Below are 12,174 nucleotides of genomic sequence, written 5' to 3'. Positions count from 1 at the left end.
GGCGGCCAGAGCGGATCGTCGCCCATGCGCCCCCTGTACACGCACCCACAAGGTTCGCCCTAAAAGGTTTGGTTAGTGATCGAGTTTCTTGACGTCCAGAAAACCTACCGGGTCGCCGGTAAGGACATCCCAGCCCTGCACCCCACCCGCCTGCGCATCGAGGCCGGCCAGGTGTATGGCCTGATCGGCCACTCCGGTGCCGGTAAAAGCACCCTGTTGCGCCTGATCAACCGCCTGGAAAATCCCAGCGGCGGGCGTATCACCGTCGACGGTGAAGACGTGACCGCGCTGGACGCCAATGGCCTGCGGCGCTTTCGCCGCCAGGTCGGGATGATCTTCCAGCACTTCAACCTATTGTCTTCGCGCACTGTGGCCGACAACGTCGCCATGCCGCTGACGCTGGCCGGCGACCTGCCGCGCGAGCAGATCGACCAGCGCGTTGCCGAGTTGCTCGAGCGCGTGGGCCTGAGCGCCCATGCAAAGAAATACCCGGCGCAATTGTCCGGCGGCCAGAAGCAGCGCGTCGGCATCGCCCGCGCCCTGGCCACCCGTCCGAAGATTCTGTTGTGCGACGAAGCCACCAGCGCCCTGGACCCGCAGACCACTGCGCAGGTGCTGCAACTGCTGGCCGAGATCAACCGCGAGCTGAAACTGACCATCGTGCTGATCACCCATGAAATGGACGTGATCCGCCGGGTCTGCGACCAGGTCGCGGTGATGGACGCCGGCGTCATCGTCGAGCAGGGCCGGGTGGCCGATGTGTTCCTGCATCCACAGCACCCGACCACCAAGCGCTTCGTGCAGGAAGACGAGCACCTCGACGAGAACGAGCAGCGCGAAGATTTCGCCCATGTGCAGGGCCGCATCGTGCGCCTGACCTTCCAGGGCGAGGCCACCTACGCGCCGCTGCTGGGCACCGTGGCGCGCGAGACCGGCGTCGACTACAGCATCCTGGCCGGGCGGATCGACCGCATCAAGGATGTACCTTACGGCCAGTTGACCCTGGCCATCACCGGCGGCGACATGGACGCCGCCTTCGCCCGCTTCAGCGCCGCTGATGTCCATATGGAGGTGCTGCGCTGATGGACGCTTTCGTGAACCTGTTTTCCAACGTCGACTGGTATGAAATCTGGCTGGCCACCGGCGACACCCTGATCATGCTGGGCGTGTCGCTGGGCTTTACCGTGCTGCTGGGCCTGCCGCTGGGCGTGCTGATGTTTCTCACCTCGCCGCGCCAGCTGCTGGAGAACAAGCCGCTGTACGCCACCGTCGGGCTGATCGTGAACATGCTGCGGGCCCTGCCGTTCATCATCCTGCTGATCGTGATGATGCCGCTGACGCAGATCATCACCGGCACCTCGCTGGGCATCCTCGGCACCTTGCCGCCGCTGATCGCCGGCGCCACGCCGTTCTTTGCCCGGCTGGTCGAGACCGCGCTGCGCGAGGTCGACAAGGGCATCATCGAGGCCACCCAGGCCATGGGCGCCAGCACCACGCAGATCGTGGTCAAGGCGCTGCTGCCCGAGGCACGGCCCGGCATCCTGGCGGCCATCACCGTCACCGCCATTGCCCTGGTGTCGTTCACCGCCATGGCCGGCGCCGTGGGTGCCGGCGGGCTGGGGGACCTGGCGATCCGCTACGGTTACCAGCGTTTCCAGAACGATGTCATGTTCGTCACGGTCGTACTGCTGCTGGTGCTGGTGCAGATCCTGCAAACCGTCGGCGACCGCCTGGTGGCGTATTTTTCACACCGTTAATTGCATTGCGTTAGTCGTAGCCCGCCGGATGCGGGCCCAATCAAGGAGCTGTTGCATGAAAAAGCTGGTTGCCGTATTTGCTGCCATGACCGCGCTGTCTGCCCAGGCCAATGAAACCCTGAGCATCGCCGCCACCGCCATTCCGCAGGCCGAGATCCTGGAATTCCTCAAGCCGACCCTGGCCAAGGAAGGCGTGGACCTGAAGATCAAGGTCTTCACCGATTACGTGCAGCCCAACGTGCAAGTGGCCGAAAAGCGCCTGGACGCCAACTTCTTCCAGCACCAGCCGTACCTGGATGAGTTCAACAAGGGCAAGGGCACCAACCTGGTGAGCGTGACCAAGGTGCACGTCGAGCCGTTCGGCGCCTACTCCGAGAAATTCAAGAAGCTCGACGACCTGCCCAACGGCGCCACCGTGGCCCTGCCCAACGACGCCACCAACGAAGGCCGTGCTTTCCTGCTGCTGGCCAAGGCCGGCCTGATCACCCTCAAGGACCCGACCAATATCCTGGCGACCCCCAAGGATGTGGCCGAGAACCCGAAAAACCTGAAGTTCCGTGAGCTGGAAGCCGCCACCCTGCCGCGCGTACTGACCCAGGTCGACCTGGCGCTGATCAACACCAACTACGCGCTGGGCGCCAAGCTGGACCCGACCAAGGACGCCCTGGCCATCGAAGGCGCCGAGTCGCCGTACGCCAACCTCCTGGTCGCCCGCCCGGACAACAAGGACGCCGACGCCATCAAGAAACTGGCCGCCGCACTGAACAGCCCGGAAGTCAAAGCCTTCATCGCCGAGAAATACAAAGGCGCGGTCGTGCCGGCGTTCTGATTGGTACACGCCAGAATCATTTGCAGGAGCGGCCGGGCGGGTCCTGAGGGCACTTTTTCAGTGAAGTCGCCCTTGGATCATTTTGTTCGTTCTGACGCTTTTCGATACGCAGCTTCATGTTCACACTTATCGATAGCCACCACGAACACCACGATCTCCCGGTCTATCACTTGGTAGATCAAGCGATAACCCGCGCTGCGCAGTTTTATCTTGTAGCAATCGGGCAGCTCGCGCAGGCGGTTGGCCTCAATGCGCGGGCTCTCCAGGATTTCAGCCAGCTTCTTCTTGAATTGCTGTCGGACTGTGTCCCCCAGCTTGTGCCATTCCTTCAGCGCGCGTTGATCAAATTCAAGGCTATAGATCATCCAGCGATACCTTGACACGCTGAGGTGAAGCGAGGCGCTCACGCACGGTTTTCATGAGCGCCTCATCCTCCTCGGTCATCAATACCGGTCGAAAGGGAAGCTGGCCACGCTCGGCAACGTACTGCAGTGCCTGGCGCATGAGTTCTGATGGCGTTACTCCCAGGCGCTCCAGTTCGCGGTAAGCGCGGGTTTTCAAATCATCATCGACACGGATATTGATCGAGGCCATGGGACACGGCTCCTGTAAAGACATTTGTCGTTACGTTCGCATTGCGTGCGCTTTTTATCAAGTTTCTGTTCAAAAATTCCCTGCCGGCTATCCGACCAGCACACGCAGCCCTACAACGCCAACAACCCCGGCAGCCGCTCGCTCAGCTTCTTGACGTTCAGCGGTGCACGAATAAAACCGTGTTGCTTGCCGTCCGGTCCCAGCAGGGCCAGGTTGCCGCTGTGGTCCACGGTGTAGCCTGGCTTGCGGGTGTCGGCGGGGATGAACGGAATGCTCAGGGCATTGGCAAGCGTTTTCAACTGGTTGACCGGCGCGTTCAGGCCGATGAAGTCCTTGTCGAAATACGCCAGGTACTTTTTCAACTGCTCGGGCGTGTCGCGATCCGGGTCGACGCTGACCAGCACCACGCGCAACCGGCCGGCGACGTCCTTGGGCAGTTCGCCCTTGATCTGGCGCAGCTGGGCCAGGGTGGCGGGGCAGATGTCCGGGCAATAGGTGTAGCCCAGAAACACCAGCGTCCATTTGTCCTTCAGTTGATCGACCGCCACCGGCTCGCCGTTCTGGTCGGTCATTTTCAGGTCGGGAACGGTGCGGGCCTGCGGCAGCAGGATAATGCCGGCGTCCACCAGCGCGGCCTGGTCGGCGCCGCTGCGGCCCGACAGCACGCGCTGCACGGTCAGGCCAAGAATCACGGCCACAATGGCCACAAGGATAAAGGCGGTTTTCTGGGTGCGGGTCATCATCGGGTCCATGCAGTGCGCTGAACGGCTGAGCGGCTCAGGTGCCTACGCTCGGCCGGCGAGAAGGGCAAGCCTAACAAATACCGCCCCGTGTGACATGACCGGCCTGCCACAGGCGGTAATGCACCAGGGTCATGACCTGCAACAGCAGCGCCGCGCCCGCACTGTGGGCCAGCGCCAGCCAGGGCGGCACTTGTGCCAGCACGTTGCCCAGCCCCAGCGCCACTTGCAGCAGCAAAGCGGCACCCAGTAGCAGCGCCAGCCGATACCAGCCGGCGCGCTTGAGTTGCCAACACAGCGCAAGCACCACCAGGCTCACCAGCAGCGCGCCCAGGCGATGAGCCATATGAATGGCGGTGCGGGCTTCGCTGCCGTGCAGGCCACCCAGGTAATCGGGGCCGATCGGCGGGTGCCAGAGAAAGGCGCTGGCAAAGTCGGTGGCCGGCCACCATTGGCCCTGACAGGTCGGCAAGTCCGGGCAGGCCATCGCCGCGTAATGGGTGCTGACCCAGCCACCAAGCACGATCTGCCCCACCACAAAGGCCAGGGCCAGCCATGCCAGGCGCCGTACGGTGACTGTCGGGCAGACGGAGGGTGGTGCCGTGCCGCTCAGGCGCAAGGTCAGCACCAGCAGCAGGCTCAGGGTTGCCAGCCCGCCCAAGAGGTGCACGGTGACCACCGGTGGCCAGAGCCTGAGGGTCACGGTCCACATGCCGAACAACGCCTGGGCACACACCAGCGCCACTAACAGCAGCGCCAGCACCAACGGTTGCCGGGCCTGATGGCGCTGGCACCAGGCCTGCCAGGCCAGGACGCTGATGATCAGGCCCAGCAGCCCGGCGCCATAGCGATGGATCATCTCGTTCCAGCCCTTGTCCGGGTGCAACGGCGCATGAGGAAAATCCAGCGCAGCCTGGGCCCTCTGTACCTCGCCGGTGGGCACGGTAAGCAAGCCATAGCAGCCCGGCCAGTCCGGGCAGCCGAGCCCGGCATGGGTCAGCCGGGTCCAGGCGCCGAGCAGCACCACCAGCAGCGCCAGGACGGTGGCAAACAGGGCCAGGCGATAACCGTAGCGGCGCATGGCAGCCTCCTTTCAACCGATCTTCGACAGCTTGAGCAAGTGCCTCAGGTCGCGCAGCACATCCTGGCCGCTGACGCCTGCGCCATAACGCAGCACCAGATTGCCGTGCGGGTCGACGATCCACAGCCAGGCAGGTGCAGTGGCCGGTGCAACAGGCCGATAGCGCTGCAGGTCGAGCGGGTAGCGCTGCAACTGCGGGTACTCGCTCGCCAGGGTCGCGGCATAGTCGCTGTCGGGCGGCGTGGCACTGGCCAGGGCATGGCTGGCCCGGCTGGCCTCACGGCCCAGCCCGACATTGACCTGCCTGGCCAGGTACACCAGTTGCCGGCATGCACTGGCACACGACCCGCTGTCGGTCACCAGCAGCTGCCAGCGCGCATCGGTGGTTGCCACGCCCAGCTCAAGGCGGCCCTGGCCATTGGCGATCAGCTCACCGTGCCAGGTACGGCTGTCCGGCACCCAGAATTGCCAGCGGTACATGCTGGTCGCCAGGATCATCGGCAGGATGCACCCGGCCACCAGCAGCACCAGTTGCACACGCCCCAGGCGTCGGGTACGCGGCGGCAACACGGCACTCATGCCCGTCGCCCCGTTGGCACATGGAAGCCCAGGTACACATAGAGCACCAGCAAGGCGGCGGCCAGGCTGAACCACTGCACGGCATAGCCGCGATGCGTGGCCGGTGCCATGTTCACCACCGGCCAGTCGACCCGATAGGCCGCCGGCCCCGGCAGCAGGCGCAATTGATGGGCATAGCCGGCGCGCCCCAGTTCACGCCAGAGCTGCGCAGGCTCGACCTGGGTGACCAGTTGCGGCCAGTACGCAGAAGGCACGTCGGCTTGCAGATGAAAGCCAGGGCCGGGGGGCACGTAAATCCAGGCCTCAACATCCAGACGCGTGTCGGGGGTGGTGAACACCGGTGGCTCACGCCGATCCGGCCAGGGCAACCAGCCGCGGTTGAGCAGCACCCAAAGGCCGCTGAGCTGATCCTGCAACGGTTGCAGCAGTTCGACGCCGGCCCGGCCATCGCGGCTGCTGTTGTCCAGCAACAGCGTGTGTTCGGCATCCAGGAACCCTTGCAACCGCACCCGTCGCCAGGCCGGGTCAGCCACGGGCAACAGCTCATCCAGCGCACGGGGGGCCATGACCTGCTGCTCGGCCTGCAAGGTCAGCAGGTTGTATTTGTCCTGCGCCCGGTGCAACTGCCACAGCCCGAGCAACAGCAGTACCGGCAGCACCAACACCAGCAGCACGGTAGGCAGCGGGTGCAGCGTGAAGCGTTTCATGTTGCGTCCAATCCCTTGAGAGTGCCGGCTTCCCGACCGTAGGAGCGGCCGGGCGGCGATCCGCTTTAGCCGCGAAAAGCGCGCCGCGGTGGTGCCGATTTCCCGACTGAAGTCGGTCCTACACGTCCTACAGTCAGATCACATAGACAAAGACAAACAGGCCGATCCATACCACATCGACGAAGTGCCAGTACCAGCTCGCCGCTTCAAAACCAAACTGATGCCGGGCATCGAAATGCCCGCGCAGGATGCGCAACAACACCACCAGCAGAATCAGCGCGCCGATGGTGACATGCAGGCCATGAAAGCCGGTGAGCATGAAAAACGTCGCACCGTAGATGCCTGACCCCAGGGTCAGCCCCAGCTCGTGGTAGGCGTGCAGGTATTCGGTGATTTGCAGGGCCAGAAAGGCCGCGCCCAGCAGCACGGTGGTGGCCAGCCACCGCTTGAGCGCCCGGCGCCGGTCGTGCTTCAAGGCGTGGTGCGCCAGGGCCAGGGTGACGCTGGAGGTCACCAGCAGCACGGTGTTGATCAGCGGCAGGGTCCAGGGGTCGATGGTGCCGGCCGGCGCCGGGTAGCGCTTGGGGTCGGGGTTGTCGAGCAGCGGCCACTGGTAGCGAAACTCCGGCCAGAGCATGTTGGAAATGCCGTTGCTGCCTTCGCCGCCCAGCCAGGGACCGGTCCAGTAGCGGATATAGAACAGCATGCCGAAGAGGGCGGCAAAGAACATCACCTCGGAAAAGATGAACCAGCCCATGCCCCAGCGAAACGAACGATCCAGCTGGGCGCTGTACAGCCCGGCGCGGCTCTCGCGCACCACCGCACCGAACCAGCCGGCCATCATCCAGGCCACCAGCAGGGCGCCGGCCAGCACCAGCCAGGGCCCGTAGGAACCGGCGTGCCCGGTCTTGAGGTCGTTGAACCAGGTGGCCAGGCCGAACATGGACACTAACAGCGCCAGCGTGCCGACGATGGGCCATTTGCTCTGGGCCGGGACGTAGTAATGATCAGTGCTCATGGCGCCTCCGTCGGGCCGTTGCCGGCGGCGAGGGTCTCGACCCGTGCTGCCTTGGGCCGGCGTTGGGTGATGTCGAACAGGGTGTAGGCCAGGGTCAGTTGCTTGATCTCGGCCGGCAACTGGCGGTCGACAATGAAACGCACCGGCATTTCGATACGCTCGCCCGGTTGCAACACCTGTTGGGTAAAGCAGAAGCATTCGATCTTGTGGAACCAGGCTGCTGCCGTGCCCGGTGCCACGCTGGGCACGGCCTGGGCGGTCATGGTCTGTCCGGTGGGGTTGTGCGCGACAAACAGCATCTCGTTGACCGCCCCCGGGTGCACCCGCAGTTCGCTGCTGCCGGGGTAGAACGCCCAGCTCATGCCGGCCGCGTTGCTGGTGACGAACTGCACCCGCACTTCGCGCGCCTCGTCGACCACCTGTTCGCCGCGGTACTGCCCACCGGTCTTGCCGTTGATGCCGAAGGCCTGGCACATGACCTCGTACAACGGCACCAGGGCAAAGCCGAAGCCGAACATCGCCACCACGACCATCACGAGCCGGATGACCACGCGGTTCACCGCTGCTGGCCGGCGCATCACTTGATCACCGGCGGGGTGCTGAACGTGTGATAGGGCGCCGGCGACGGCACGCTCCATTCCAGCCCTTCAGCGCCATCCCAGGGTTTGGCCGGGGCCGGTGCACCGCCCCGGATGGTCTTGATGACAATGAACAGGAACAACAACTGAGTGACCCCGAAGGTGAAGGCCCCGATCGAGGACACCATGTTGAAGTCGGCAAACTGCAGGTTGTAGTCCGGCACCCGGCGCGGCATGCCGGCAAGACCAATGAAGTGCATGGGAAAGAACGCCAGGTTCATGCCCACGAACGACAGCCAGAAATGCAGCTTGCCCAGGGTTTCGTCATACAGGTGCCCGGTCCACTTGGGCAGCCAGTAATAGGCCGAGGCATAGATGCCGAAGATCGCCCCCGGCACCAGCACGTAGTGAAAGTGCGCGACCACAAAATAGGTGTCCTGGTACTGGAAGTCCGAAGGCGCGATGGCCAGCATCAGCCCCGAGAAGCCGCCGATGGTGAACAGGATCACGAACGCCACGGCAAACAGCATCGGTGTCTCGAAGGTCAGCGAGCCGCGCCACATCGTGCTGACCCAGTTGAACACCTTCACCCCGGTGGGCACCGCGATCAGCATGGTGGCGTACATGAAGAACAGCTCGCCGATCAGCGGGATGCCAACCACGAACATGTGGTGCGCCCACACCAGGAACGACAGCAGGGCGATGGCCGCCGTGGCGTAGACCATCGAGGCATAGCCGAACAACGGCTTGCGCGAGAACGCCGGGATGATCGAGCTGATCGCGCCAAAGGCCGGCAGGATCATGATGTACACCTCCGGGTGGCCGAAGAACCAGAACACGTGCTGGAACAACAGCGGGTCGCCGCCGCCGCCGGCATCGAAGAAGCTGGTGCCGAAGTGGATGTCCAGCAGCATCATGGTCACGCAGCCGGCCAGCACCGGCATCACCGCGATCAGCAGGAAGGCGGTGATCAGCCAGGTCCAGACGAACAGCGGCATCTTCATCAGGGTCATGCCCGGGGCGCGCAGGTTGAGAATGGTGGCGATGACATTGATCGCCCCCATGATCGAACTGATGCCCAGCATGTGGATGGCGAAAATAAAGAAGGTCACGCTTTGCGGCGCGTAGGTGGTCGACAGCGGCGCATAGAAGGTCCAGCCGAAGTTGGGCCCGCCGCCGGGCATGAACAGGGTCGAGACCAGCATCAGGAAGGCGGCTGGCAAAATCCAGAAACTGAAGTTGTTCATGCGCGGCAGGGCCATGTCGGGGGCGCCGATCATCAGCGGGATCATCCAGTTGGCCAGCCCGACAAAGGCCGGCATGACCGCACCGAAGACCATGATCAGGCCGTGCAGGGTGGTCATCTGGTTGAAGAATTCCGGCTGCACGATCTGCAGGCCCGGCTGGAACAGTTCGGCGCGGATCACCATGGCGAAGGTGCCGCCGAGCAGGAACATGCTGAAGCTGAACAGCAGGTACAGCGTGCCGATGTCCTTGTGGTTGGTGGTCAGCACCCAGCGCATCAGACCCTTGGCCGGGCCATGGGCGTGATCGTGGTCGATGTCTTCGATGACGGTGCTCATCAGGGGCGTCCTCTGGTCAACACGCGATGAGTGTGGGCGCTTGCCACGGAAAGTGGGCCGAGTCCGATTTCAGGGCAGACCGTCCATCCCGTAGGAGCGACCAACGGTCGCGAAAGGCCCGCAAGACCGCGCCATCGTGTGGGCCTGCACGGCAGCCATCGCCGGCAAGCCGCCTCCCACACAAGCGGATTCGRGGCATGCCGYCMAYCCCGTAGGAGCGACCAACGGTCGCGAAAGGCCCGCAAGACCGCGCCATCGTGYGGGCCTGCACGGCAGCCATCGCCGGCAAGCCGCCTCCCACACAAGCGGATTCGGGGCATGCCGCCAACCCCGTAGGAGCGACCAACGGTCGCGAAGTGCGGGCCTGTGCCACAGCCTGATGCTGGCTGCGCGACAGCGTGGCACCAAGGCGACGGGGGATTTCCTGCACGGTCTGGTGTGTGTCATTTCTGGGCCTGCTTGTAGGTCGCTACATCCTTGGGCAGGAGCATGTCGCCCTTGTTGTTGCCCCAGACGTTGCGTTCGTAGGTCACCACCGCGGCGATGTCGACTTCGCTCAATTGCTTGCCGAACGCCGCCATGGCGGTGCCCGGCTTGCCGTTGAACACGATGTCGAGGTGCGCCTTGATCGGGCCGGTGGCGACCTTCGAGCCCTTGAGCGCCGGAAACATCGGCGGCAGGCCCTGACCCTCGGCCTGGTGACAGGCCACACAGGTACTGCGATAGACCTTTTCACCCTGCGCGATCAGCTCTTCCCGGGTCCACGCCTTGCGGGTCAACTCCTTGAGCCGGGCGCTTTCCTGCTTGCGCTCGTTCAGCCAGGCCTGGTACTCGGCCTGAGGCCGTGCATCGACCACCACCGGCATGAAGCCGTGGTCCTTGCCGCACAGTTCGGTGCACTGGCCACGGTAGATGCCCGGCGTGTCGATGCGCGTCCAGGCTTCGTTGACGAACCCCGGAATGGCGTCGCGCTTGACCGCAAAGGCCGGCACCCACCAGGAATGAATCACGTCGGCGCCAGTCACCAGAAAACGGATTTTCTCGCCCACCGGCAGCACCAGTGGCTGGTCGACCTCCAGCAGGTAATGCTCACCCTTGTCGTCGCGGTTATGGACCTGCTCGGTCGGGGTGGCGAGGTTGCTGAAGAACTCGACGTCCTGACCCAGGTAACGGTAATGCCATTTCCATTGGTAGCCGGTGATCTGCACATCGACCTGCGATTCACGCGTGTCATACATATGGATCAGCGTGCGGGTGGCCGGAACGGCCATGCCTACCAGAATCAGCAAGGGCACCACGGTCCAGAGAATTTCGATGCGGGTGTTTTCATGAAAGCTGGCAGGCTGCGCATGGCGCGAGCGGTGATGGGCAAACATGCTCCAGGCCATGGCGGCAAACACCACGAGACCTATGACCACGCAGATCCAGAAGATGGTCATGTGCAGGCCATGCACCGCCTGGCTGACCTCGGTGACACCGGGTGTCATGTTCAGGGTCCAGGCCGCCTGCACCGGGCCGCCGCTCGCCCACAGCACCGCCAATACGCCTATCCCGGGCTGACGCCTCATTCGGGTTTACCCCCCAGACTCATGAGCCTGCGCAGGCAGCGAAAGCCTGCGCTCGAGGGAGCGGCTTGCGGACGGCTGACTCGGGCCTTGAAGGCCATCAGCTGCTTCCTGCTCAGCAGTATAGACAGGCGTATCAGCTCGCCAAGCCGCATCGGCTCAGTGGCGCAAGAGCAAAAGCGTGACCGGCCGGCTCTTTTTTGACCACCCAGCCATATAAAAAAGAATCTGTTATGACAAATCGGTCTTAGCCAATGTGTCAACCGAGCTAATGTATGTCATCCCATACAGGTAGGAAAATTCGTCAAACTTTGTTCGACCCAGTATTTGCAGGCCAGAAGCCGCAAAGACGGTCTGAAGAGGGCAGGCCGTTTCTTGCATTTGATCATTAGAAAATACCCAGGCCTATGCCTCAGGAGTCGCCATGAACATCGCTGCCTTGCGTGAGCAGATCCAGCGTGCCCAGCAACATGAAGCCCGGACCGGCCAACTGTTTCAGCGGCTGGAAAGCCAACTGCAGCACCTGCACCCCGCCATCGCGCTACCCGAGGGCGATGCCCATAGCGTCTTGACCCGGTTTGTCTCGGCGTATATCGAACACGTGCCCGACCTGCTCGAAGCGGCCCACAATGCCTCGATCGAAGCCGGTATCGAAGCGCAGATCAAACCGGTGCTGCGCATTGCCGCCCAGTTCTTCACCAGCCCGCCATCGATCATGGACGGCCACGAAGGCCTGGACAGCCTGCTGGACGAGGCTTACCTGGCCCACCGGCTGGTCGAGGAAATCAACGACCTGTACATCCGCCACCTGGGCCAGCCGCTGATTCCTTCGGACTCGACGGTGGCCAACGTCATTGCTCACCAGTTGATCGGCGAAAGCTTCGCCAACCAGCTCGATGAAGCGGTGCACCACGCGGTGCACACGCTGCTCGACGAAGAAATCTTTGCTCTGGAATCGGTCGAGGCCTACCGCGAACAACTGGCCAGCCCCGGCACCCAGGCGGCCTGGAAGCGCTGGCCGTGCCTGTCGATGCAGCTGGGGGTCAGCCTGGACCTGGAAGGCCTGGCCCCGTAAGGCTGCCCGGGGGCGGGCAGCCTTCGCGGCCAAGGCGGATCGCAGCTGAAGCCGCTCCTGCGGGAGGG

General features: G+C 63.7%; 14 protein-coding genes. 4 read left to right on the top strand and 10 right to left on the bottom strand.

The window, feature by feature from the left end:
* Nucleotides 1-75 precede the first annotated feature (75 nt).
* From ASF84_RS22220 to ASF84_RS22210, 3 genes are read left to right on the top strand one after another with little or no spacing between them, the layout of a single operon-like run.
* Nucleotides 76-1,083, top strand: coding sequence for a methionine ABC transporter ATP-binding protein (locus ASF84_RS22220; protein ID WP_056841033.1), 1,008 nt, complete (start codon nt 76-78; stop codon nt 1,081-1,083).
* Nucleotides 1,083-1,757: a methionine ABC transporter permease gene (locus ASF84_RS22215; RefSeq protein WP_056841032.1), complete on the top strand. Its 675-nt coding sequence runs from the start codon at nt 1,083-1,085 to the stop codon at nt 1,755-1,757. The genes ASF84_RS22220 and ASF84_RS22215 overlap by 1 nt, the downstream gene beginning before the upstream one ends.
* A 55-nt stretch (nt 1,758-1,812) precedes the next feature.
* Complete coding sequence (locus tag ASF84_RS22210; protein WP_056841031.1) at nt 1,813-2,586, top strand: MetQ/NlpA family ABC transporter substrate-binding protein; 774 nt, start codon at nt 1,813-1,815, stop codon at nt 2,584-2,586.
* 77 nt (nt 2,587-2,663) lie between these two features.
* Here ASF84_RS22210 and ASF84_RS22205 read toward each other — a convergent pair whose 3' ends face one another.
* The 10 genes from ASF84_RS22205 to coxB form a co-directional block, all read right to left on the bottom strand.
* A complete protein-coding gene (locus ASF84_RS22205; RefSeq protein WP_056841030.1) occupies nt 2,664-2,951 on the bottom strand; it encodes a type II toxin-antitoxin system RelE family toxin in 288 nt (95 codons plus the stop codon).
* A complete protein-coding gene (locus tag ASF84_RS22200) occupies nt 2,941-3,180 on the bottom strand; it encodes a type II toxin-antitoxin system RelB/DinJ family antitoxin (protein WP_056841029.1) in 240 nt (79 codons plus the stop codon). Before ASF84_RS22200 ends, ASF84_RS22205 begins: the two co-directional genes overlap by 11 nt.
* 110 nt (nt 3,181-3,290) lie before the next feature.
* Nucleotides 3,291-3,920, bottom strand: coding sequence for an SCO family protein (locus tag ASF84_RS22195; protein WP_056841028.1), 630 nt, complete (start codon nt 3,918-3,920; stop codon nt 3,291-3,293).
* Between the two features lie 73 nt (nt 3,921-3,993).
* Nucleotides 3,994-5,001: a COX15/CtaA family protein gene (locus ASF84_RS22190; protein WP_056841027.1), complete on the bottom strand. Its 1,008-nt coding sequence runs from the start codon at nt 4,999-5,001 to the stop codon at nt 3,994-3,996.
* A gap of 12 nt (nt 5,002-5,013) precedes the next feature.
* Nucleotides 5,014-5,580, bottom strand: a complete 567-nt coding sequence (locus ASF84_RS22185; protein WP_056841026.1) for a hypothetical protein — start codon at nt 5,578-5,580, stop codon at nt 5,014-5,016.
* Entirely contained in the window at nt 5,577-6,287 is a 711-nt protein-coding gene (locus ASF84_RS22180) for an SURF1 family protein (RefSeq protein WP_056841025.1), read from the bottom strand. Before ASF84_RS22180 ends, ASF84_RS22185 begins: the two co-directional genes overlap by 4 nt.
* A 133-nt stretch (nt 6,288-6,420) precedes the next feature.
* A complete protein-coding gene (locus ASF84_RS22175) occupies nt 6,421-7,305 on the bottom strand; it encodes a cytochrome c oxidase subunit 3 (RefSeq protein WP_056841024.1) in 885 nt (294 codons plus the stop codon).
* Nucleotides 7,302-7,883: a cytochrome c oxidase assembly protein gene (locus ASF84_RS22170; RefSeq protein ID WP_056841023.1), complete on the bottom strand. Its 582-nt coding sequence runs from the start codon at nt 7,881-7,883 to the stop codon at nt 7,302-7,304. The genes ASF84_RS22175 and ASF84_RS22170 overlap by 4 nt, the downstream gene beginning before the upstream one ends.
* Nucleotides 7,883-9,466 (bottom strand): cytochrome c oxidase subunit I, encoded by a 1,584-nt coding sequence (gene ctaD / locus ASF84_RS22165; RefSeq protein WP_056841022.1) that lies wholly within the window; start codon nt 9,464-9,466, stop codon nt 7,883-7,885. The genes ASF84_RS22170 and ctaD overlap by 1 nt, the downstream gene beginning before the upstream one ends.
* A 443-nt stretch (nt 9,467-9,909) precedes the next feature.
* Entirely contained in the window at nt 9,910-11,034 is a 1,125-nt protein-coding gene (gene coxB / locus ASF84_RS22160) for a cytochrome c oxidase subunit II (RefSeq protein WP_056841021.1), read from the bottom strand.
* 421 nt (nt 11,035-11,455) lie between these two features.
* Between coxB and ASF84_RS22155 the strand changes: the two genes are divergently transcribed.
* Nucleotides 11,456-12,106, top strand: coding sequence for a hypothetical protein (locus tag ASF84_RS22155; protein ID WP_056841020.1), 651 nt, complete (start codon nt 11,456-11,458; stop codon nt 12,104-12,106).
* The last annotated feature ends 68 nt before the right edge of the window (nt 12,107-12,174 follow it).

Origin of the sequence: Pseudomonas sp. Leaf127 (genome assembly GCF_001423155.1) — a bacterium.
Taxonomy (GTDB): Bacteria; Pseudomonadota; Gammaproteobacteria; order Pseudomonadales; family Pseudomonadaceae; genus Aquipseudomonas; species Aquipseudomonas ovata.
Note: the sequence above shows the minus strand (reverse complement) of the source record. Positions and strands in the feature narration are given on the sequence as shown.

Excerpts from the sequence above, each read along its gene's own strand:
- ASF84_RS22155 (WP_056841020.1), top strand. The coding sequence starts at position 11,456 with ATGAACATCGCTGCCTTGCGTGAGCAGATCCAGCGTGCCCAGCAACAT.
- ASF84_RS22180 (WP_056841025.1), bottom strand. The coding sequence starts at position 6,287 with ATGAAACGCTTCACGCTGCACCCGCTGCCTACCGTGCTGCTGGTGTTG.
- ctaD (WP_056841022.1), bottom strand. The coding sequence starts at position 9,466 with ATGAGCACCGTCATCGAAGACATCGACCACGATCACGCCCATGGCCCG.
- ASF84_RS22195 (WP_056841028.1), bottom strand. The coding sequence starts at position 3,920 with ATGACCCGCACCCAGAAAACCGCCTTTATCCTTGTGGCCATTGTGGCC.
- ASF84_RS22175 (WP_056841024.1), bottom strand. The coding sequence starts at position 7,305 with ATGAGCACTGATCATTACTACGTCCCGGCCCAGAGCAAATGGCCCATC.
- ASF84_RS22190 (WP_056841027.1), bottom strand. The coding sequence starts at position 5,001 with ATGCGCCGCTACGGTTATCGCCTGGCCCTGTTTGCCACCGTCCTGGCG.
- ASF84_RS22185 (WP_056841026.1), bottom strand. The coding sequence starts at position 5,580 with ATGAGTGCCGTGTTGCCGCCGCGTACCCGACGCCTGGGGCGTGTGCAA.
- ASF84_RS22210 (WP_056841031.1), top strand. The coding sequence starts at position 1,813 with ATGAAAAAGCTGGTTGCCGTATTTGCTGCCATGACCGCGCTGTCTGCC.
- ASF84_RS22215 (WP_056841032.1), top strand. The coding sequence starts at position 1,083 with ATGGACGCTTTCGTGAACCTGTTTTCCAACGTCGACTGGTATGAAATC.
- ASF84_RS22200 (WP_056841029.1), bottom strand. The coding sequence starts at position 3,180 with ATGGCCTCGATCAATATCCGTGTCGATGATGATTTGAAAACCCGCGCT.
- ASF84_RS22170 (WP_056841023.1), bottom strand. The coding sequence starts at position 7,883 with ATGCGCCGGCCAGCAGCGGTGAACCGCGTGGTCATCCGGCTCGTGATG.
- ASF84_RS22205 (WP_056841030.1), bottom strand. The coding sequence starts at position 2,951 with ATGATCTATAGCCTTGAATTTGATCAACGCGCGCTGAAGGAATGGCAC.
- coxB (WP_056841021.1), bottom strand. The coding sequence starts at position 11,034 with ATGAGGCGTCAGCCCGGGATAGGCGTATTGGCGGTGCTGTGGGCGAGC.